The following is a 19,625-nucleotide window of genomic DNA, read 5'->3' on the forward strand; positions in this document are numbered from 1 at the left end:
CCGCATGAGCATCATCAGCTGGATCATCCTGGGACTGCTCGCCGGAGCCATCGCCAAGGTGCTGCTGCCCGGCCGGGACCCCGGTGGCTTCATCGGAACCACTCTCATCGGTGTCGCGGGCGCGTTCATCGGCGGCTGGATCTCGGCCCGCTGGCTGGACCACCCGGTCAGCAAGCACTTCTACGACGGTGCCACCTGGGCGGCTGCGATCGGTGGCTCACTCGTCCTCCTGATCGCCTACCGCCTCCTGTTCGGCAACTCACGCGACTGAGAAACCGGTCCTCGTTCGCGGCCCAGCACGCCTGAGCGCGACCGAGGGGGGAATCTTCTCCGCTGCGGCCGGCAGGCAAGAAGGGTGGGCACCCGCCGGCGGATCGCCGGGTGCCCACCCTTCCTCGTACGCGCGCCGGCGTGAACCACCGGCTACCGGTAGTTCACGAACTGCAGGGCGAACTCGAAGTCCTTGCCCTTCAGCAGGGCGATGATGGCCTGCAGGTCGTCGCGGCTCTTGGAGGTGACCCGCAGCTCGTCGCCCTGCACCTGAGCCTTCACGCCCTTGGGGCCCTCATCGCGGATGATCTTCGCGACCTTCTTCGCGTTCTCCTGGGAGATGCCTTCCTCGATGGACGCGAAGATCTTGTACTCCTTGCCGGAGAGCTGCGGCTCGCCCGCGTCCAGCGCCTTCAGCGAGATGCCGCGCTTGATCAGCTTGGACTGGAAGACGTCGAGGACAGCGTTCACCCGGTCCTCGGAGTTCGCCTCCATGAGGATCTTCTCGCCGGACCAGGAGATCGAGGCGCCCACGCCCTTGAAGTCGTAGCGCTGTGAGATCTCCTTGGCGGCCTGGTTGAGGGCGTTGTCGACCTCCTGCCGCTCGACCTTCGAGACGATGTCGAAACTGGAGTCGGCCATGTCCTGTGGCTCCTTGTATCGGGGTGCGTATCGGGTGCGAATCGGCGTACCTGGGGGCGACCGCCGAGCCCGGCGTAGCCCGGGCCGCATCCGGACAAGCCTAGCCACCCACGGTCCTCCGAGCGCAGATCAATCAGGTGGCGAAGCACCCCTCCGTATCGGGTATCGTTTACGTCGTTGCCACGGAGCACCGCCGAAAGTCGGTTCGATGGGCAGCAACCCCCGGCGGTGTGCCCGAGCGGCCAAAGGGAGCAGACTGTAAATCTGCCGGCTTAGCCTTCCCAGGTTCGAATCCTGGCGCCGCCACACTGGGGAAGACCCCCTCTCAACTGCGGAAACGCGGTATGGAGGGGGTCTCTTCATGTTCCGGTGTGATCTTTCGAGCGGAATCGAAGCAGGGTGACTTGTCTCACGCTGTGACGCGTGGATCTCGGAGCTGGTCAGGGTTTTTCGGGCCACACGTGGGCCAGGTCGGGAAGCTGGCGCTCCGCCCTGCCGGCAGCGTCGGCCGTCTGCGTACTCCAACCTCCGATGCTCAGGTGGGCGAACGGCAGTGGGCGAATCCCCGAGGTGATCGCGAGGGCAACCAGCTCAGCAGGGTACGCGGGCCGCCTGGCAGAAGGTGCACCAGGGGGTTCTTCACGACGTACTCGCGCACATCGGCGCGGATCGCCTCGGCGTCCCAGGCCGCGCGGCACTGCAGATACTGCATGCCATGCGGTCGTATCCTCGGCCCACTCCGCGATCTTCCAACAGTTCTTGCACGGCAGGTCCGACAGCAGTCGCAGCACCAATCGCCCGACTAACCGCCGGGGTTCGACCCGGGCGGGATCACGATCTGCCGCCGGAGTGCCAACTACTCCCCAAACCCCTCCGCCAGCGTATTCTCAACACGAGGTGGGCCCCAACACCGGTGGATACGAGGGGGATACATGCGAAACACGGACGTGGAGCACCTCCGGCGGCGGGAATTAAGTGACGCCACGCGCATGGCCGAGTGGGTGGACGCGACCCCACACCGCGCCCCGGCCGCATGACCGCCGCGGCTGGTACGCCCGGTGCGGCAGGCTCGGTCTTCCCGACCTTCTGTCACATCAGCGAGTACGGCGAGCCGGGGTACCAGAACCTCCACAGCCTGCTCGCGCTCAGCCAGCCCCTCAATCTGTGGGCCCCGTCCAGCGTGCTGATCCGCCACGCAACTCAGATCCCAGCGAAACACTTCGTCCGTTACGTCGAGCAGGGGTTCATCCGTGTTCAGGCCCGCGAACCCTGGCTGACCGACCGTGCTCACCGGGATGGGCATCCGTGGGAGGACGCCCGCTGGGACAACGAGATCGACGGGGCGCTGCTGTCCATCCTCCGCAACGACGAGGGGCTGCCGGAGAGCGAGCGCAGGGTGCTCGCGGCGCCACCCGAACGCGGTGAGGAGCTGGCGGCGGAGCGGCTGGCACGTGATCCGGGGCAGGTCGCGTACTGGTACAACGCCTACCGCGGTGCGGGCGCCGCACGTCGTATCCCCGAAGGAACGCTCGAGACCGCGAGGCGGTACACCGACGGCGCGCCCTTCAACGTCGCCAAACTGATCCTGCGCGTTGCCTACAATCACGGCGCCGCCTTCGAACTCTCGGGCGCCAGGGCCCCACTGCTGCTCAGCCAGGCAGACCGGCGTTTCGTCCGGCTGATCACCCGGGCTCGAACAGCTGACGGCGCTCCAGTGCAGGCCCCTACAGCACCTTCCCGGAATATGGCAGCCGAACTGGCGGTACAACTGCTCGACGTTCTGCGCCTCCTCGACGTCCATGCCGGCCCACGCGATCTCGACACGTTCCTCCGGGGGCGGGGCCGCCAGGAGCTGGTCCGGTGGATCGCGGACGTCTGCGAGCGGTACCGGCACCATCCCCGGCGTGAACTCGACGGCCTGATCATCCGCGAGCTGCGCCGCACGGTGAGCCCGGCACGATTCCACAGCCCTCTGAGCGAGCTGCGTGAGCGTCCTATGGCTACGGCTGTGGGCAGCATCGCCCTGGCGGCGGGGGCGGTGGACTTCGTACTGGCTCCCGGGAACGCCCTGAGTATCGCCGGTATGGCGGCGGGGGCGTACCAGTTGGGCTCAGGGCTTGCCCGGCAGATGGGGTGGGCGCCGACCACTTTCGACGGACCCCAGTGGCCCTTTCTGTACGCCTACTCGTCCAAAGCCAAGAGGTCTCAACTGGCGAAGATCGCCTACGCCCTGAGCAGGCACCCTGGCTGACCCGGAGACGGGTCACTTCACTGTGCTCCAGGGCTGATTCGCGTTGCGGACTTCTCGACTGGTCCCACTGGCGACGCCGCCACCGAGCCCGATCCAGGTCAGCTACTACCGGCGGCAATCCGTTCAACCATGAAGATCATGAACACCGCTGGAGTACTAGGCGTGGCGACTCAACGAAGGTGCTGACGCATATCAGAGTCACCGCCGCTGGCCGCCCCGTTAGAGCCCTGGCACCGCACATTCCTGTGACACCGCAGCATGCGGACGAAGTGCGGCGGGAGAGGCCCTGGACGGGAGTCCTTCTTGGCGCGGGCCTTGAGATGGCGCATCTCGTGTGCCGTGCCGCCGTCGGTCCCACCACGTTCAGCCCGGACGACTCCTTGCCGCAGGGTGGGCATCCCCCCGTTTCCGGAAGGTGACGCTGAGCCTTTTCCAACTCGATCGCGATGTCGAGACGAGTACGTTCCTGGTGAAGGAGTGGTCTACCAGGACAGCCGTGTGAGCCAGGAACCGCTCAACGCTGCCTGTACGGACTCAGATTGAGCAGCACCTTGCGGAGCTGGGCGGAAGTGAGGGCCGGCGCGGGCAGCGGGGGCGTGGCCGGGTGGGCGCGAAGGCCGTCGAGGAGCAGGGCGAGTGGGCGGAGCCAAGCATCCGGGGTGACCGTGGTGAGCGCGGGAACGGCCCGGCCCAGCGCTGCCAGGGTGAGGAGCAGGTCCTCGGCGGTGAGGTCTGCCCGAATGGTGCCTTGCTCCTGGCCGCGCCGGAGCAGTCCTTGGATTGTTGTGCGGTTGTGGTCGTGGATCGCCTCCAGGGAGGTGACGCCTTCCAGGTTCGTGGTCATGAGGTCGTTGGTGCCGCGGTCTGCGGCCAGACCGGCGAACACTGTTTGTAGGTACTCCGTCAGTCCCATCCATGCGTCTTCGGCGGTTCGTGCCCGCTCTCCCGCCGCTGTGGTCTCGGTGAGTGCATCCCGGAAGACCTCATCGACGAGCGCGGCACGGGTCGGGAAATGGCGATAGAGAGTGGCGTTGCCGACGCCCGCCCGCCGGGCGATCTCATCAAGTGGGGCATTCAGGCCCTGTTCGGCGAAGACCTCGCGAGCCTTGTCGGTCAGCAGCTTCCGGTTGCGCAGCGCATCGCGGCGTCCTACCGGCGGACGGTCGCCCATCATGTCTCCCTCTTCCCGCCCTCCGTACCGGGGAGTGCTCCCCGGTACGGATGCTATCGTCAAGCGAGTAAACGGGGATCACTCCCCGTTTCGTTTCTGCGGACGGGACGTCCGCGGTCGTTCACGGGGAGGGAGAAGCGTGTCCGACACCGCACTCGTGCTCGGGGGCGGCGGACCGGTGGGTGGAGCCTGGTTGGCAGGGGTGCTCGCCGGGCTCTCCGAGGCCGGGATCGATCACCGCAGCGCCGACGTGGTGATTGGCACCTCCGCCGGTGCCGTCTTCGGATCCCGGCTCTTGGCCGGCATCCCGGCTGCAGATCTGTACGAGCGCCAGCTCTCCGGAGCAGACGCGGTCCATCTGCCGGTGACGGCGCGCCAGACGGCGCGCTTCCTCTGGGCGGCGCTCGGCTCCCGCGATCCCCAGCGGTCCATCGAACGCCTCGCCCGGGCAGCGCTACGCACCCGGACCGGACCGGAGTCGGACGTGTTCGATACGGTCGGCGCGCTTCTGGGCGACGTCCGCGACTGGCCCGAGGGGGAGCTGCGGATCACTGCAGTCGACGCGCAGACCGGACAACTTGAGCTGTTCGACTCACACGCGGGAGTGACCCTCCTCGAAGCGGTCGCGGCGAGCTGCGCCGTGCCCGTCGTATGGCCGCCGGTTACCGTAGCGGGTCGGCGCTGGATGGATGGTGGCAGTCGTTCGACTGCCAACCTCCAGCTCGCACGCGGGTACCGCCGGGTGCTGGCGGTCGTGCCGATCCCCCAGGCGGTGGGGCCGCATCCGAGCGCCTCGCAGCAGGCCGCGGAACTGTCCGACGAGGGGGCGCGTGTCATCGTGCTGTCCCCGGACCGCGCTGCGCGCCGCATCATGGGCCGCAACATGACGGACGACACGCGCCGACCGGCTGCCGCCCGCGCGGGCCGCGCCCAGGCCATTGCGCTGGCCCCTTCGGTGGCCGACGGCTGGCAGGGATGACGTGCGGTCAAAGTGCACGTTGTCAGCCGCTGCGAGCTGTGATGCTCGACCGCCCGGATCATGAGCCTCGTCCAGGCCGTCCTCGGCCTGCGTCTGGCCAGCTCCCGACTGAGAACGGAAGGCACTGAGCCTTTCCAACCTCCTGCGTCGGCTGGGCAATTGACCTGACAGGCGGATGTAGCCCCTGGTAGATGGGTCTTCGACCAGGAGAACCGTCTCCACCAGGGGCTTCGCATGCCTGTCCGCCTGTCCGGCGTCGACGTGTCCAGCTCTGCCCTCCGTTTCCTCGCCGCCCGACCGAGGGAGCGCCGGCGTGCTCTCGGCACCCGATGGCGCAAGGCTTCGGCGTAGTCGTATGGCGTCCGATGTGTGGCTGGGCGAGGTCGACTTCGGCAAGATCGAAAACCTTCACGTCGCGCCAAGCCGCGGGAGGGGGCGCCGGCATCCCGCCATGGTGTGAAACCGTCGCCCGCCCCCGACCCTGCCCTTGCTTCACCTATCGAGATTCGATAGATTCCCATCGTAGCTCGATGGAGGATGGGTCATGGGAAAGCTGACAGTGCGCGCGCTGCGTGCCGTGCTCGTGGTGGTGCTCACCGGCACCGTGTTCGTACAGGCACTGATGGTGTGGGCGTTGGTCAGCGGGAGCGACCCGGAGGACGGGTCGCTCCCCCTGACCCCGCTGCGCGTGATCACGATCCTGGGCATCGGGACGGCCCAGGTCGCCCTGGTCTGCGTATGGCGACTGGTGACGATGGTGCGACGCGGAACCGTGTTCTCCCACGCCGCCTTCCGGTACGTGGACGTCATCATCGGCGCGATCGTTGCCGCTGCTCTCGTGTGGTTCGCGGTCACGGCCGTGAACGCGCCCGGCCAGCGGGACGACCCGGGCGTCACCCTCATCATGGGCGGGATCGGCGTGGCCATCCTGGGAGTCGCACTCATCGTGCTCGTGCTGCGGATGCTGCTCGCCCAGGCCGTCGCCCGCGACGTCGAAGCGACGCAGATGCAGGCCGAGTTGGACGAGGTGATCTGATGCCGATCGCCGTCGACATCGACGTGATGCTGGCCAGGCGGAAGATGTCCGTGGGCGAACTCGCAGACCGCGTAGGGATCACGCCCGCCAACCTGGCGGTACTCAAGAACGGCCGCGCCAAGGCCGTGCGCTTTGCGACGCTCGCCGCGCTCTGCGAGGTGCTCAAGTGCCAGCCAGGCGATCTGCTTCGCTGGGAGGCCGAGGACACCGCGGACGAATGAACCGTGCCTGCCGCCGCGTCACTGCCGATCCCGCTCGCGTTTGACCAACTCCGCGAGCATGCCGGGGCCGTACCCGGGGAGATCCCGGGCCTGCGGGAGCGTCTGGCCGAGGTGCCCGACCCTCGCGATCCGCGACACCTGCTTCCAGCCTCTGCCGGAGACCCTCGCCGATCTGGCGGGCGTGGTCGTGACCCTCGACGCCATCCACACCCAGCGCGAGCACGCCGGCTACCTGCTCGGCCGGGGCGCGCAGTGCATCGTGATCGCGACAGGGAACCAGAAGAGGCTTCACAAGCAGCTCAAATGCCTTCCCCGGAAGCAGATCCCGCTGCAGGGCCGCACCCACGCCACCGGCCGCGGCCGCGGTGAGATCCGCCGCGGCAAGGCGTGCACGGCGAACAGCCTGCTCTTTCCCGGAGCCCCAGCGGGGCCCACCGGAAGCGGGCCCCTCGTATCTCGTGCGGGGTGCCCGCTTCGGTCCGGCTGGACGCGGACGACGAACGAGGCTCTCCAGCGGTACCACCTCAGGTTGTCCCGCAATTCCCGGCGGGCGCACGACGACAGTTACGGCACCTCGCCGCGTTGTCGGATCGCCCGAATACGCCCAGTATGAGGACGACCCGCCGCCTTGTGATGCACCGCATCCGACGCCGCGCGCTGATCCACCAGGAATTGCGGGGCAGCCCTTTAGATCAGGGCTTGCATGCGTTCGTACGGTCCGGGAGGGCGACGCTGCTAACGGCGGACCACGAGTCTCCGGCTGGCTTGCGCAGCGAGCGGCGCAGTCACCGATCACGGATCCACGGACCGTACGACGGCTCCGACTCGTTTTCCGTTTGCGGTTTGAGACGGGGCAGACGCTTTCACGCCTCGCCCGCCGAGGACGTCAGGTGGGCAGCGTCGGTAACGGATACCTCAAGTCCACCTCAGAAGATCAGCGGAATCTCAGGTACCGCCATGCCCCTGACATAGGGTCCATCTATCAGAACCACCGAGAGGGCAGTCCTCACCGGATGGGCTTTTTGTGAATATACCTGTACGGCGTGCTGTCCTTCTTGTCTTGACGTCGCTCTTGCTGTGCACGGCACTTACCGGTCCCGCATTCGCGGCTGACGGGACCCCGACGCCCTCACCGTCCGTGACGGCTGTAGATGATGACTCGGCAACGGCACCTCCCGAACCGCGAAATCGACCTTCACCTCTGAGGTGACCGGCAAGGCCAAGCCCGGCACCACGGTTTCGGTCGACACTCCGGCGCACACGACCACGAACGCCAGGTATGGCGTCTACCGATTGAAGGTCACGGGTGAGAGTTACATGCCCCACCGAAACCGCACGACTTCGACGAAGTGCACAGTTGTCAGCCAGCCATGAAGGCGGGCTGGTCCCTGTGGGAAAGCTGAGGTTTGTCGCGGTAGCCGGCGCGGTCGCGGCGGTCGTTCTCACCGGTTGCACCAGCGACCAGGGCAACGGCAGCCCGACGGCGCATAGGAGTCCCCTTCCTGTCGCTTCGGTGTCGGCGAGCAAGGAGGCGTCCGGTCGGTCCGAGCACATTCCGGGGGAGACCGTGACCAAAGCTCCGGTTCCCCTGAACGGAGATGCTTTGGCCCGAGTTGCTAACGCTCAAGGAAATCGGGAAATTGATATTCCGGATGGAATCAAGGCTGGGACGCTTTCCGTTTCCGTGAACTGCCTGGGGCGGGGCACGCTGACCGTCTCCGTGAAACCCGTCGGCCTGAGCTTCCCCCTGGAATGTGTCGCAGGAGAAGTCAGTAGTGCCTACAACGAGCTGAACCTGAAGACTGCCCGCGGACGCGGCACGGTTTTCGTAACCGCTCCGTCCCCCGTTCGATGGGCGCTCACGGTCGGACGGTAGGAGGGACGGTGCCCGGCAGACGCGATCGACCGGACAGGTCCTGGCGGACGCCCCGCACGCCCGCCGTCAACGGCCTCCACGGCTGCCGTCGGGACCGGCCTCCACGGCTGCCCGCCCGAACGCCCCGCACACCCGCCGTCGGGGCGCCACCCGGCAGCGCGACGGGGGGCGTCGCCCCCGGTTTCCCCGCACCCCGCCGCGACCTCGCCGGGTGCGCCCCCGCCCGAGGCACACTGGCCTCATGGTCACTCGTCGTAGACGCTGTCCGGAATGCCGTCGTGAAATCGCCGTCGTGGCCGGGCGGTTCGCGCGTCATGACCCGCCCGGCGCGCGCGGGAGCGGGGAGCTCGTCTCGTGCCCCGGTTCGCGCAGGCTGGCGGAACTCGGGGCGGTCCAGCCGTCGTTGGACGGGTATGTGGTCGCGGAGTTCCCCGGGCAACTGTCCCTCTTCTGAGGTGCCCGTGACGTCAGGTCAGTTTCCCGCCACCGACTTGACCGCGACCGAGACGGGCGTCGATCCGCCGACCAGTTCCAGGGTCAGGCCGGCCGTCGCCGTGGTGTCCACCAACTCGGCCAGTACGGCGGCCACGTCGTCGCGCGGGACGGCTCCGCGGCCGGTGTGCGCTTCGAGGCGTACGAGACCGGTGCCGGCGTCGTTCGTCAGTGAACCCGGGCGCAGGATCGTCCAGTCGAGGGAGTCGAGGCCGCTGACGTAAGCGTCGGCCTCGCCCTTGGCGCGCAGGTAGACGTCGAAGACCTCGTCACCCTCGTGCGCGGGATCGGCACCCATGGACGACACGACCACATGACGGCGTACGCCAGCCCGGACCGCCGCGTCCGCGAAGAGGATCGCCGCGTCGCGGTCCACCGTCTCCTTGCGGGAGGTCCCGCTGCCCGGGCCCGCGCCGGCCGCGAAGACGGCGGCGTCGGCGCCGCGCAGATGCGCCGCGACCTCCTCGGTCGAGGCCGACTCCAGGTCGAGCAGGACCGGTTCGGCGCCGGCCTCCCGCAGGTCGTCGCTCTGTTCGGCCTTGCGGATGAAGCCCGCGACCTCGTATCCGCGTGCGGCGAGCAGGCGCTCCAGCCGCAGCGCGATCTGACCATGTCCACCAGCGATGACAATGCGCATGCCTCCGACCGTACGCCCGGACGGCCCCGCCCGCCGCACGGCTCCGGACGTGTCCGGGAGGCCGCCTTCGCCCTCCCGCGCCTCGACGACGGCCCGAGGGCGGCCCGACGACGGCCTCACGACGGCCTCACGACGGCCTCACGACGGCCCGACGACGGCCTCACGACGGCCCGACAACGGGTCGACCACAGCGCCGCAACGGGTCGACCACGGCCTGCCGACCAACCCCGACACTTCGCCCACGCGGCGGTTCGCGCCTGCGCCGCCCCCACCCGGGCCTGCGCCGCCCCCACCCGGGCCCGCGCCGCCCCCACCCGGGCCCGTGCCGCCCCCACCCGGGCCTGCGCCGCCCCCACCCGGGCCCGCGCCGCCCCCACCCGGGCCCGCGCCGCCCCCACCCGGGCCCGCGCCGCCCCCGCTCGGGCCCGCGCCGCCCCCGCTCGGCCCCGTTCAGGAGACCTCGCCGCGCCCCTGCCGTGGCAGGCCCGACTCCGCCGCTGTGGCCGAGCCGCAGTACTCCCGTACCGCACTCGTCCGCGCCACCACCCGCCCCTGGTGGACGACGATCCTGCTGTAGGCCAGGGACAGCGCGCTCGCCAGTCCGTCGCCGCGCACCGCGAGAAGTTCGGCCGGGAAACCGGCCTCGACGCGTACCTCGGGCAGCCCCAGCACGGTCCGGGCCGACGAACTCACCGTGTCGTACGCGTCCTCGGGGCGCAGTCCGTGGCGGGAGGACAGCAGGTAGGCCGCCTCGAACGGGTCACCCCGGCCCACCGGGTTAGACGTGTCGCGCAGGGCGCCGCTGCCGGCGGCGACGCGCACTCCGGCCGTACGCAGCAGCCGTACCGGAGCCGTGCCGCGGCGGTCGACGGCGCCGCAGCCGCCCTGGGGCAGGCACACGACCGCGACCCCGGCCGCCGCGAGCTGGTCCGCGGTCCGTGCCGCGACCTCGGCGGGCACCCGCCCGAGGCCGCCGCAGGGGCCGAGCGTCACGCCGGGCCGCAGGCCGCCGGCCATCGCGGCGATCCGGGCGATGCGGGCCGGGTCGGTGCCGTCGGTGTGCAGGTCGACGGGGCAGCCGTGCTCGGACGCGACCTCCAGGACGGCCTCCACGTATCCCGTCGGATCGGGGTCCGCGTCGGGGCAGCCGCCCACCACGGCGGCGCCCATCTTCACCGCCTCCCGCAGCATGGCGAGCCCGTCGGCCCCGGCCACTCCGGTCAGCACCCTCGGCATCGCGACGGCCGTGAGTTCGGTGAGCCCGCGCAGCGAACGCCCGGCCCGCAGTACGGCGGCGAGCGTGCCCAGGCCCTGGACGTCGCCGACGCGTACGTGGGCCCGCAACGCGGTCGCGCCGTGGGCGAGTTGCAGCAGAGCGGCCTCGGTGGCCCGGCGCTGGACGTCCTCGGCGTCGTAGGAGACCGGCCCGTCGTCGGCGGCGAGCGCGGTGTCGCTGTGGGCGTGCGGCTCCGCCGGGGCGGGGACCAGGAGGTAGCCGGTGAGGTCCACGCGCGTGCCGCGCCCCCGTGCTCCGCCCGCCGCCAGGCTGCCGGCCGTGCCGACCGCCTCGATGCGCCCGCCGCCCAGCCGTACGTCCACCCGCCGGCCGTCGGTGAGCCGGGCGCCGCACAGCAGCAGGGCCGCCCCGTCCGCCCGGCCGGCGGAACCCGGTGCCCCGCACGCGCCCGACGATCCCGAGGAACCAACCGCTCTGGGCGCGCCCGGTCCCCCCGAGGTGGACGAGGACGGGTCCGGTGACCAACGGGGCGGCTGCGGCTGGTTGTCGGGCATCGCGCTCCAGGGCTCGGGGACTGCTCGCAGGGGGACGCAAGATCACGCAGAGTGAGTCGAGCCTAGGGTGACGACCCGGCCCGTTCCGGGAGGAGATCAATAGTCGTACTGATGTGGCCCACCGTGACGTGAGCTGCGTGAGAGGCGTACGGGGTGCCCGGGAACGTCCGTGGAACGGGCCCCGGCGGCGGCCCCGAAACGGATTTGGGCGAACGGCGGCCGAGCGTGTAATGTCTTCATCGCTCGCCCCAATAGCTCAGTCGGTAGAGCGTCTCCATGGTAAGGAGAAGGTCTACGGTTCGATTCCGTATTGGGGCTCTGGTGTGTGAGGTTCCCGTCGCGAGACGGGAACCGACCGCATCACAGCGGTGTAGCTCAGTCGGTAGAGCAAGCGGCTCATAATCGCTGTGTCACCGGTTCAAGTCCGGTCACCGCTACTGACAGTAGCCGATTGCGGGGTCGGTCCTTCGATCGGCTACTCTTCATGCGTTGAACCCTGTCCCATCCGTTCGTCAAGGAGCACTCACGTGGCTGCCACCGACGTCCGCCCGAAGATCACGCTGGCCTGCGTGGAGTGCAAGGAGCGGAACTACATCACCAAGAAGAACCGGCGTAACAACCCGGACCGACTGGAGATGAAGAAGCACTGCCCGCGTTGCAATGCGCACACCGCGCACCGCGAAACGCGATAATTCAGGCTCGTACATGAGGCCGCCCCCCCAGTCGGGGGGCGGCCTCATGTCGTTTCGGTGCCGGTTACCGACCGGTTCCGACCGACTACACGTCGATCACGGCAGTTCCATCACGGCAGACCTCAGGTACGGGTCGGCCACCGGAGACAGCAGGAGGTGCCGAGCCATGGCGCTCGACCAGTCCTTCGTGGGGCGGACCTACCCGCCCACCGAGCCCTACGAGGTGGGCCGGGAGAAGATCCGCGAGTTCGCGGAGGCGGTGGGTGACGCCAACCCGGCGTACACGGACCCCGAGGCCGCCAAGGCGCTCGGACACCCCGACGTCGTCGCTCCGCCGACCTTCGTCTTCTCGATCAGTTTCAAGGCCGCCGGGCAGGTCGTCGAGGACCCGCAGCTGGGCCTGGACTACAGCCGCGTGGTGCACGGCGACCAGAAGTTCGCCTACACCCGTCCGGTGCGCGCGGGGGACCGGCTGACGGTCACCTCGACCATCGAGGCGATCAAGTCCATGGCGGGCAACGACATCCTGGACATCCGCGGTGAGGTCCACGACGAGGCCGGCGAGCACGTCGTGACCGCCTGGACCAAGCTGGTGGCCCGCGCGGCCGTGGAGGCGTGAGCAGATGACAGCGAAGATCGCTTACGACGACGTCGAGGTCGGCACCGAGCTGCCCGCGCGGACCTTCTCCGTGACACGCGCCACGCTCGTCCGGTACGCGGGCGCCTCCGGGGACTTCAACCCGATCCACTGGAACGAGAAGTTCGCCAAGGAGGTCGGACTGCCGGACGTCATCGCGCACGGCATGTTCACCATGGCGGAGGCGATCCGCGTGGTCACCGACTGGGTCGGCGACCCGGCCGCGGTCGTCGAGTACGGCGTCCGCTTCACCAAGCCCGTGGTCGTCCCCAACGACGACGAGGGCGCCACGATCGAGGTCAGCGGCAAGGTCGCCGTCAAGCTCGACGACAACACGGTCCGCGTGGACCTCACGGCGACCAGCGCCGGGCAGAAGGTGCTGGGCATGTCCCGGGCGGTCGTACGGCTGGCCTGAGCCGGCGCAGGGTGAAGCCGTGCGGGGTAGTAAGGGGCGTCCTCCATGGTGGGGCGCTCCTTACCTGCTTTGCGCCCCCTACCGGCCCGAACGTCTGGGGTGAGGCGGGGGTTCCGTCTGGGCGAACCGAGGCCCTCCGAGGCCCGTCGGTCCGAGGCCCCACGTCCGAAGCTCGTCGCCCGAGGGCCCGCGTCCGACGTCCGAGGCTTGTCGTTCGAACCCCACGTCCGTCGCCTGAGGCTTGTCGTCCGAACCCATCTCCGACGTCCGAAGCTCGTCGCCCGAGGCCCCGCGTCCGACCGTCCGAGGTTCGTCGCCCGAAGCCCCATCTCCGACCGTCCGAAACTCGTCGCCCAAGGCCCCGCGTCCAACCCCGCCGGGCGGTCCGCCCGCTCTCGCCGCAGCGGACGGGCGGATGACGCCGAACGGCATCAAACACCGGCGCCCTCATCACGGCGCATCAACTCTTGACGGAGTTAGTGATTGAGTACTAACTTAGCCGCATGGTCAGGATGAGCGCAGAGGAACGGCGCGAGAGCGTCATCCGCGCGGCGCAGAGCGAGTTCGCCCGCGGCGGGTACTACGGGACGTCCACCGACGCGATCGCCAAGCGCGTCGGAGTCTCGCAGCCGTATCTCTTCCGCCTCTTCCCGGGCAAGAAGGCGATCTTCCTGGCGGCCGCCGAGCGGTGCGTGGAGGACACCATCCGCACGTTCGAGGAGGCGTCCGAGGGGCTTCATGGGGAGGAGGCCCTGCACGCCATGGCCAACGCCTACACCACGGTCATCGCGGAGCACCCCGAGCGGCTGATGATGCAGATGCAGATGTACGTGGCCGTGGCCGCCGCCGAGCAGGCCGGGGACCGGGAGTTCGGCGAGACGGTGCGGGCCGGCTGGATGCGGCTGTGGGACACCGTCCACCTGCCCCTCGGGGCCGACGTGAACGAGACGACGACCTTCCTCGCGTACGGCATGCTCATCAACTGCCTGGTGGGCATGGGGTTCCCGCCCGGACACCGGGTCTGGGAGGGGCTCTACCCCTCGGCGCGGACCACGGGGCGACTCGAAGCGTAGGAGCGGAGCCCGGAGACCGGAGTCCGACCGGGTGCGGAGCCGGGCGAGAGGGCGATTCCCACCCTCACTCTGACCGCGAAACTTAGTCATCAATAACTAACCAAGATCCCGAATCACTCTCTGGGGGAGCGATGTCACAGCAGACCGAACGTCGCGGGGGAGCCGTCTGGGCCCTCGTCATCACCAGCGTCGCCGGGTTCATGGCGGCCCTCGACAACCTCGTCGTCACCACCGCCCTGCCCTCCATCCGCAAGGACCTCGGCGGAGCGCTCGACGACCTGGAATGGACCGTGAGCGCCTACACGCTCACCTTCGCCGTCCTGCTGATGTTCGGCGCGGCGCTCGGTGACCGGTTCGGCCGACGGCGGCTCTTCCTCGCCGGGATCACCGTCTTCACCGGCGCCTCCGCCGCCGCGGCCATGGCGACCGGAATCGACGCACTCATCGTCGCCCGTGCGGTCCAGGGCGTCGGCGCCGCGATCATGATGCCGTTGACGCTGACCCTCCTGACGGCGGCCGTGCCCGCCGCCAAGCGCGGGATGGCGTACGGCATCTGGGGTGCCGTCAACGGACTCGCGGTGGCCTCCGGACCGCTGATCGGCGGCACGCTCACCGAACACGTCTCCTGGCACTGGATCTTCTGGCTGAACGTTCCGCTGGGCCTCGCCCTGCTGCCGCTGGCCCGGCTGCGTCTCGCCGAGTCCTACGGCACCGGTGCCCGGCTCGACGTCCCGGGCACCCTGCTCGCCAGCGGCGGCCTCTTCGGCATCGTCTACGGCCTGGTCCGCGGGCCCGCCGACGGCTGGACCAGCCCCATGGTGCTGACCGGCCTGTTCGCCGGAGCGGCGCTGCTCGTCGGCTTCGTGCTCTACAGCGTCCGCGCCAAGAACCCCATGCTGCCGATGCGGCTGTTCCGCTCGCGGGCCTTCACCGGGATCAACGTGGCGAGCCTGCTGATGTTCCTCGGGATGTTCGGCTCCATCTTCCTGCTCAGCCAGTACATGCAGGGCGTGCTCGGCTACTCGCCCACCGAGGCGGGCCTGCGGATGCTGCCCTGGACGGGCATGCCGATGCTCGTCGCGCCGGTCGCCGGCATCCTCTCCGACCGCGTCGGTGGCCGTCCCGTCGTCGCCACCGGGCTCTTCCTCCAGGCCGTCGGCCTCGGCTACATGGCCGCCGTGGTCACCGCCGACGCCTCCTACGCGATCCAGCTCCCCGGTCTGATCATCAGCGGTGTCGGAATGGGCCTCTACTTCGCCCCGGCCGCCAACCTGGTGATGTCCAGCGTGCTGCCCAAGGAGCAGGGCATCGCCTCCGGCGCCAACAACGCGCTGCGCGAGGTGGGCGGCGCGCTCGGCATCGCCGTCATGTCCTCCATCTTCTCCGCGCAGGGCGGCTACGAGAGCGGCCAGTCCTTCGTCGACGGACTGCGCCCCGCGCTGATGACCGGTTCCGCGGTCGTGGCACTCGGTGGACTCGCGGCGCTGCTCATTCCGGCCCGCCGTCCCGGTGACCCGGCCGGGAAGCCGACCGCGGTGCGGGACTCGGCCCCGGTCCCCGAAACCGTCTCCCACTGACCCGGCACCACCCCCGGACACGGAGCCACCGGACACGGAGCCACCGGCACCCCCCACCCCGCACACCCCACCCCCACCGACCACAGCCCCCACCCCCACCGACCACAGCCCCCGCCCCACCGCCCACAGCCCCCGCCCCACCGCCCGCACCCCACCGAAACGGCTCGGCCCCCGTGGCCGGGCCGTTCGGCGTGGTCCGTGGGAGCCGCGCTGTCGGTGCCGTCTCGTAGTCTTGGGCCCGTGCTGGAACTCCACGACGCTCCCCTCGCCCCGCTGACCACCTTCCGGCTGGGCGGCCCCGCCACCCGGCTGGTCACCGCGCGGACCGACGCCGAGGTGATCGCCGCCGTCCGCGAGGCCGACGACAGCGGCACCCCGCTGCTGCTCATCGGCGGTGGTTCCAACCTGGTCATCGGGGACAAGGGCTTCCAGGGCACCGCGCTCGTGATCGCCACCACGGGCTTCGCCCTGGACGGCACGCGGCTGGAGCTGGCCGCCGGCGAGGTGTGGACCGACGCCGTCGCCCGCACCGTGGAGGCCGGGCTCGCGGGCCTGGAGTGCCTGGCCGGCATCCCGGGCTCGGCGGGCGCGACCCCCATCCAGAACGTGGGGGCGTACGGCCAGGAGGTCGCGTCGACGATCACCGAGGTCGTCGCCTACGACCGCGCGGCCCGCGACACGGTCACCCTCACGAACGCCGAGTGCGCCTTCTCCTACCGCCACAGCCGCTTCAAGGCCCACCCCGAGCGGTACGTCGTCCTGCGGGTCCGCTTCGAACTGGCGGACGCGGACGGACTGTCGGCCCCGCTCAAGTACGCCGAGACCGCCCGCGCCCTCGGCGTGGAGCCCGGCGACCGCGTGCCCCTCGACAAGGCCCGCGAGACCGTCCTGAAACTGCGCTCCGGGAAGGGCATGGTCCTCGACCCGGAGGACCACGACACCTGGTCGGCGGGGTCCTTCTTCACCAACCCGGTCCTCAGCGACGAGGAGTTCGCCGCCTTCCGCGCGCGCGTGCGGGAGCGGCTCGGCGCGGAGACGCAGCCGCCGGCGTACCCGGCGGGGGAGGGCCGCACCAAGACCTCCGCGGCCTGGCTGATCGACAAGGCCGGCTTCACCAAGGGCTACGGCACCGGACCCGCCCGCATCTCCACCAAGCACACCCTCGCCCTCACCAACCGCGGCGCGGCCAGCACCGAGGACCTGCTCGCGCTGGCCCGCGAGGTCGTCGCCGGGGTGCGCGAGGCTTTCGGCATCACGCTGGTCAACGAGCCGGTGACGGTCGGCGTCAGCCTCTAGCCGGTGAGGCCCTACGAGGCCAGCCAGTCGTCCACGCCCGCCAGCAGCTTCTCCCGCGTCTCCTTCGGCGCGGCCGACGCCCGGATCGACTGACGGGCCAGCTCCGCGAGTTCCGCATCCGTGAACGCGTGATGGTGGCGGGCGATCTCGTACTGGGCCGCCAGGCGGGAGCCGAACAGCAGCGGGTCGTCGGCGCCGAGCGCCATCGGCACCCCGGCGTCGAACAACGTCCGCAGGGGAACGTCGGCCGGCTTCTCGTACACGCCGAGGGCCACGTTCGAGGCCGGGCAGACCTCGCAGGTCACACCCCGGTCAGCCAGCCGCTTCAGGAGGCGTGGATCCTCCGCCGCCCGTACGCCGTGGCCCAGCCGGTCCGCGCCCAGGTCGTCCAGGCAGTCCCGCACGGACGCCGGACCGTTCAGCTCACCGCCGTGCGGCGCCGACAGCAGGCCGGCCTCGCGGGCGATGGCGAAGGCACGGTCGAAGTCCCTCGCCATGCCCCGGCGTTCGTCGTTCGACAGGCCGAAGCCGACCACTCCCTGATCGGCGTAGCGGACGGCGAGGCGGGCCAGGGTCCGGGCGTCCAGCGGGTGCTTCATACGGTTCGCGGCGACCACCACCCGCATCCCGAGGCCCGTCTCGCGGGACGTGGTCCGCACCGCGTCCAGGATGATCTCCAGCGCCGGGATCAGACCGCCCAGACGCGGCGCGTACGACGTCGGGTCCACCTGGATCTCCAGCCAGCCGGAGCCGTCCCTGACGTCCTCCTCCGCGGCCTCGCGCACCAGGCGCCGGATGTCGTCCGGCTCCCGCACGCACGAACGGGCCGCGTCGTACAGGCGCTGGAAGCGGAACCAGCCCCGCTCGTCCGTCGCCCGCAGCTTCGGTGGCTCCCCGCTGGTCAGCGCCCCGGTCAGGGCGTCGGGCAGGCGCACACCGTGTTTGTCGGCCAGTTCCAGCACGGTGGTGGCACGCATCGACCCGGTGAAGTGCAGGTGCAGATGGGCTTTGGGCAGCTCAGAGACATCACGTTCACGTACACGCTCCATTCCGGAATCCTGCCGTACCGGCCCGCCGTCCCGGTAGCGCTTTCCCCGATCGTGGTCTTGCTCGCACGAAGACACGAAGAAGCGGGCCGCCTCCCGAGGGAGGCGGCCCGCTCTCCGGGCGCGGTGCGCGGCCTCAGTCCGTGGCCTCCGCCAGCAGCTTCTGGATCCGGCTCACGCCCTCGACGAGGTCCTCGTCACCCAGGGCGTACGACAGCCGCAGGTAGCCCGGCGTGCCGAACGCCTCACCCGGGACGACCGCGACCTCGACCTCCTCGAGGATCAGCGCGGCGAGTTCCACCGTGTTCTGCGGACGCCTGCCCCTGATCTCCTTGCCGATCAGCGCCTTCACCGAGGGGTAGGCGTAGAACGCGCCCTCGGGGACCGGGCACAGCACGCCCTCGATCTCGTTGAGCATGCGCACGATCGTCTTGCGGCGGCGGTCGAAGGCCTCACGCATCGTCGCGACCGCCTCCAGGTCGCCGGAGACCGCGGCGATGGCGGCCGCCTGCGCCACGTTGGAGACGTTCGAGGTGGCGTGCGACTGCAGGTTCGTCGCCGCCTTGACGACGTCCTTCGGGCCGATGATCCAGCCGACCCGCCAGCCGGTCATGGCGTACGTCTTCGCGACGCCGTTGACCACGATGCACTTGTCCCGCAGCTCCGGCAGGATCGCGGGCAGCGAGGTGAACGTGGCGTCGCCGTAGACCAGGTGCTCGTAGATCTCGTCGGTCAGCACCCACAGGCCGTGCTCGACGGCCCAGCGGCCGAGCGCCTCGGCGTCCTCGGCGCTGTAGACCGCGCCGGTCGGGTTGGAGGGGGAGACGAACAGGACGACCTTCGTCTTGTCCGTGCGGGCCGCCTCCAGCTGCTCCACCGAGACGCGGTAGCCGGTCGTCTCGTCCGCGACGACCTCGACGGGCACGCCGCCGGCCAGCCGGATCGACTCCGGGTACGTCGTCCAGTACGGCGCCGGGACGATGACCTCGTCGCCCGGGTCGAGGATCGCGGCGAACGCCTCGTAGATGGCCTGCTTGCCGCCGTTGGTGACGAGGATCTGCGCCGGGTCGACCTCGTAGTCCGAGTCGCGCAGGGTCTTCGCGGCGATCGCGGCCTTCAGCTCGGGCAGACCACCGGCCGGGGTGTAGCGGTGGTACTTGGGGTTCTTGCAGGCCTCGATCGCCGCTTCGACGATGTAGTCCGGGGTCGGGAAGTCCGGTTCACCGGCGCCGAAGCCGATCACCGGCCGCCCGGCGGCCTTCAGGGCCTTGGCCTTGGCATCCACGGCGAGAGTGGCGGACTCGGAGATCGCGCCGACTCGGGCGGAGACCCGGCGCTCGGTGGGAGGGGTTGCAGCGCTCATGGGCCCATCGTTTCAGACCGGAAACACCCACGGCACGCGGGTTTCACAGACTGAACAACAACTGAACAACCGTCCGGATTCGCCGCCCGTGCTGGGCGATCTTCCGCGAGCAAGGCCCGTACGGGCGCTTTCTGTTCGACGCCCGGCCCCGGACCACGTA

18 protein-coding genes, 3 tRNA genes and 2 pseudogenes are annotated in these 19,625 nt (G+C 69.9%); 16 read left to right on the plus strand and 7 right to left on the minus strand.

Annotation, left to right across the window (positions count from 1 at the left end; translation table 11 throughout):
- The first annotated feature begins 4 nt into the window (after positions 1-4).
- A complete protein-coding gene (locus tag AC07AZ_RS06670) occupies positions 5-271 on the plus strand; it encodes a GlsB/YeaQ/YmgE family stress response membrane protein (RefSeq protein WP_478844513.1) in 267 nt (88 codons plus the stop codon).
- A gap of 152 nt (positions 272-423) precedes the next feature.
- Here AC07AZ_RS06670 and AC07AZ_RS06675 read toward each other — a convergent pair whose 3' ends face one another.
- Positions 424-912 carry a YajQ family cyclic di-GMP-binding protein gene (locus tag AC07AZ_RS06675; protein WP_356033349.1) on the minus strand — a complete coding sequence of 163 codons (489 nt, stop codon included), beginning with the start codon at positions 910-912 and terminating at the stop codon, positions 424-426.
- A gap of 224 nt (positions 913-1,136) precedes the next feature.
- Here AC07AZ_RS06675 and AC07AZ_RS06680 point away from each other — a divergent pair.
- Positions 1,137-1,218: transfer RNA gene (locus AC07AZ_RS06680), tRNA-Tyr, on the plus strand.
- A 331-nt stretch (positions 1,219-1,549) separates the two neighbouring features.
- Here AC07AZ_RS06680 and AC07AZ_RS06685 read toward each other — a convergent pair.
- Positions 1,550-1,706: pseudogene (locus tag AC07AZ_RS06685) on the minus strand (IS701 family transposase); the annotation flags it as partial.
- A gap of 239 nt (positions 1,707-1,945) precedes the next feature.
- On the opposite strand from AC07AZ_RS06685, the gene AC07AZ_RS06690 reads away from it, so the two are divergent.
- Complete coding sequence (locus AC07AZ_RS06690; protein ID WP_478844515.1) at positions 1,946-3,163, plus strand: hypothetical protein; 1,218 nt, start codon at positions 1,946-1,948, stop codon at positions 3,161-3,163.
- Positions 3,164-3,677: 514 nt separating this feature from the next.
- On the opposite strand, the gene AC07AZ_RS06695 is transcribed toward AC07AZ_RS06690, so the two are convergent.
- Positions 3,678-4,334 (minus strand): TetR/AcrR family transcriptional regulator, encoded by a 657-nt coding sequence (locus AC07AZ_RS06695; protein WP_478844852.1) that lies wholly within the window; start codon positions 4,332-4,334, stop codon positions 3,678-3,680.
- 139 nt (positions 4,335-4,473) lie between these two features.
- Between AC07AZ_RS06695 and AC07AZ_RS06700 the strand changes: the two genes are divergently transcribed.
- The 5 genes and pseudogenes from AC07AZ_RS06700 to AC07AZ_RS06720 all read left to right on the plus strand — a co-directional run bounded on the left by AC07AZ_RS06700 (position 4,474) and on the right by AC07AZ_RS06720 (position 8,900).
- A complete protein-coding gene (locus AC07AZ_RS06700) occupies positions 4,474-5,313 on the plus strand; it encodes a patatin-like phospholipase family protein (protein ID WP_478844517.1) in 840 nt (279 codons plus the stop codon).
- A 234-nt stretch (positions 5,314-5,547) separates the two neighbouring features.
- Positions 5,548-5,661, plus strand: a pseudogene (locus AC07AZ_RS06705) (IS5/IS1182 family transposase); the annotation flags it as partial.
- Between the two features lie 196 nt (positions 5,662-5,857).
- Complete coding sequence (locus tag AC07AZ_RS06710; protein ID WP_478844519.1) at positions 5,858-6,349, plus strand: DUF2975 domain-containing protein; 492 nt, start codon at positions 5,858-5,860, stop codon at positions 6,347-6,349.
- Complete coding sequence (locus tag AC07AZ_RS06715) at positions 6,349-6,570, plus strand: helix-turn-helix domain-containing protein (protein ID WP_478844521.1); 222 nt, start codon at positions 6,349-6,351, stop codon at positions 6,568-6,570. The genes AC07AZ_RS06710 and AC07AZ_RS06715 overlap by 1 nt, the downstream gene beginning before the upstream one ends.
- A 2,117-nt stretch (positions 6,571-8,687) precedes the next feature.
- Positions 8,688-8,900 (plus strand): hypothetical protein, encoded by a 213-nt coding sequence (locus AC07AZ_RS06720; RefSeq protein WP_478844523.1) that lies wholly within the window; start codon positions 8,688-8,690, stop codon positions 8,898-8,900.
- A gap of 18 nt (positions 8,901-8,918) precedes the next feature.
- Here AC07AZ_RS06720 and AC07AZ_RS06725 read toward each other — a convergent pair whose 3' ends face one another.
- Both AC07AZ_RS06725 and AC07AZ_RS06730 read right to left on the minus strand, forming a co-directional pair.
- Entirely contained in the window at positions 8,919-9,575 is a 657-nt protein-coding gene (locus AC07AZ_RS06725; RefSeq protein ID WP_478844525.1) for an SDR family oxidoreductase, read from the minus strand.
- Between the two features lie 450 nt (positions 9,576-10,025).
- Entirely contained in the window at positions 10,026-11,366 is a 1,341-nt protein-coding gene (locus tag AC07AZ_RS06730) for an amidohydrolase family protein (RefSeq protein WP_478844527.1), read from the minus strand.
- 245 nt (positions 11,367-11,611) lie between these two features.
- On the opposite strand from AC07AZ_RS06730, the gene AC07AZ_RS06735 reads away from it, so the two are divergent.
- The 8 genes from AC07AZ_RS06735 to AC07AZ_RS06770 all read left to right on the plus strand — a co-directional run bounded on the left by AC07AZ_RS06735 (position 11,612) and on the right by AC07AZ_RS06770 (position 17,056).
- Positions 11,612-11,684 (plus strand) — tRNA-Thr (locus AC07AZ_RS06735).
- Positions 11,685-11,730: 46 nt separating this feature from the next.
- Positions 11,731-11,803: transfer RNA gene (locus AC07AZ_RS06740), tRNA-Met, on the plus strand.
- Positions 11,804-11,893: 90 nt separating this feature from the next.
- Positions 11,894-12,058 carry a 50S ribosomal protein L33 gene (rpmG, locus tag AC07AZ_RS06745; RefSeq protein WP_003948671.1) on the plus strand — a complete coding sequence of 55 codons (165 nt, stop codon included), beginning with the start codon at positions 11,894-11,896 and terminating at the stop codon, positions 12,056-12,058.
- A gap of 166 nt (positions 12,059-12,224) precedes the next feature.
- Complete coding sequence (locus tag AC07AZ_RS06750) at positions 12,225-12,677, plus strand: FAS1-like dehydratase domain-containing protein (RefSeq protein ID WP_478844529.1); 453 nt, start codon at positions 12,225-12,227, stop codon at positions 12,675-12,677.
- A gap of 4 nt (positions 12,678-12,681) precedes the next feature.
- A complete protein-coding gene (locus AC07AZ_RS06755) occupies positions 12,682-13,110 on the plus strand; it encodes a MaoC family dehydratase (RefSeq protein WP_478844531.1) in 429 nt (142 codons plus the stop codon).
- A 503-nt stretch (positions 13,111-13,613) separates the two neighbouring features.
- The gene (locus AC07AZ_RS06760) at positions 13,614-14,183 is read left to right on the plus strand and encodes a TetR/AcrR family transcriptional regulator (RefSeq protein WP_478844533.1); all 570 of its coding nucleotides are present in this window, start codon (positions 13,614-13,616) and stop codon (positions 14,181-14,183) included.
- 131 nt (positions 14,184-14,314) lie between these two features.
- The gene (locus AC07AZ_RS06765; RefSeq protein WP_478844535.1) at positions 14,315-15,760 is read left to right on the plus strand and encodes an MFS transporter; all 1,446 of its coding nucleotides are present in this window, start codon (positions 14,315-14,317) and stop codon (positions 15,758-15,760) included.
- A 240-nt stretch (positions 15,761-16,000) separates the two neighbouring features.
- A complete protein-coding gene (locus tag AC07AZ_RS06770; protein ID WP_478844537.1) occupies positions 16,001-17,056 on the plus strand; it encodes a UDP-N-acetylmuramate dehydrogenase in 1,056 nt (351 codons plus the stop codon).
- Positions 17,057-17,067: 11 nt separating this feature from the next.
- Here the strand turns inward: AC07AZ_RS06770 and AC07AZ_RS06775 are convergent, their stop codons facing one another.
- Both AC07AZ_RS06775 and AC07AZ_RS06780 read right to left on the minus strand, forming a co-directional pair.
- Positions 17,068-18,105, minus strand: coding sequence for an adenosine deaminase (locus tag AC07AZ_RS06775; protein WP_478844539.1), 1,038 nt, complete (start codon positions 18,103-18,105; stop codon positions 17,068-17,070).
- Between the two features lie 133 nt (positions 18,106-18,238).
- Entirely contained in the window at positions 18,239-19,465 is a 1,227-nt protein-coding gene (locus AC07AZ_RS06780; RefSeq protein WP_478844541.1) for a pyridoxal phosphate-dependent aminotransferase, read from the minus strand.
- Positions 19,466-19,625: the final 160 nt, after the last annotated feature.

The sequence above is a fragment of the Streptomyces sp. NPDC043878 genome (genome assembly GCF_056435735.1).

Excerpts from the sequence above, each read along its gene's own strand:
- AC07AZ_RS06695 (WP_478844852.1), bottom strand. The coding sequence starts at position 4,334 with ATGGGCGACCGTCCGCCGGTAGGACGCCGCGATGCGCTGCGCAACCGG.
- AC07AZ_RS06760 (WP_478844533.1), top strand. The coding sequence starts at position 13,614 with ATGGTCAGGATGAGCGCAGAGGAACGGCGCGAGAGCGTCATCCGCGCG.
- AC07AZ_RS06755 (WP_478844531.1), top strand. The coding sequence starts at position 12,682 with ATGACAGCGAAGATCGCTTACGACGACGTCGAGGTCGGCACCGAGCTG.
- AC07AZ_RS06750 (WP_478844529.1), top strand. The coding sequence starts at position 12,225 with ATGGCGCTCGACCAGTCCTTCGTGGGGCGGACCTACCCGCCCACCGAG.
- AC07AZ_RS06670 (WP_478844513.1), top strand. The coding sequence starts at position 5 with ATGAGCATCATCAGCTGGATCATCCTGGGACTGCTCGCCGGAGCCATC.
- AC07AZ_RS06775 (WP_478844539.1), bottom strand. The coding sequence starts at position 18,105 with ATGGAGCGTGTACGTGAACGTGATGTCTCTGAGCTGCCCAAAGCCCAT.
- AC07AZ_RS06675 (WP_356033349.1), bottom strand. The coding sequence starts at position 912 with ATGGCCGACTCCAGTTTCGACATCGTCTCGAAGGTCGAGCGGCAGGAG.
- AC07AZ_RS06715 (WP_478844521.1), top strand. The coding sequence starts at position 6,349 with ATGCCGATCGCCGTCGACATCGACGTGATGCTGGCCAGGCGGAAGATG.
- AC07AZ_RS06690 (WP_478844515.1), top strand. The coding sequence starts at position 1,946 with ATGACCGCCGCGGCTGGTACGCCCGGTGCGGCAGGCTCGGTCTTCCCG.
- AC07AZ_RS06710 (WP_478844519.1), top strand. The coding sequence starts at position 5,858 with ATGGGAAAGCTGACAGTGCGCGCGCTGCGTGCCGTGCTCGTGGTGGTG.
- AC07AZ_RS06780 (WP_478844541.1), bottom strand. The coding sequence starts at position 19,465 with ATGAGCGCTGCAACCCCTCCCACCGAGCGCCGGGTCTCCGCCCGAGTC.
- AC07AZ_RS06730 (WP_478844527.1), bottom strand. The coding sequence starts at position 11,366 with ATGCCCGACAACCAGCCGCAGCCGCCCCGTTGGTCACCGGACCCGTCC.
- AC07AZ_RS06725 (WP_478844525.1), bottom strand. The coding sequence starts at position 9,575 with ATGCGCATTGTCATCGCTGGTGGACATGGTCAGATCGCGCTGCGGCTG.
- AC07AZ_RS06720 (WP_478844523.1), top strand. The coding sequence starts at position 8,688 with ATGGTCACTCGTCGTAGACGCTGTCCGGAATGCCGTCGTGAAATCGCC.
- AC07AZ_RS06765 (WP_478844535.1), top strand. The coding sequence starts at position 14,315 with ATGTCACAGCAGACCGAACGTCGCGGGGGAGCCGTCTGGGCCCTCGTC.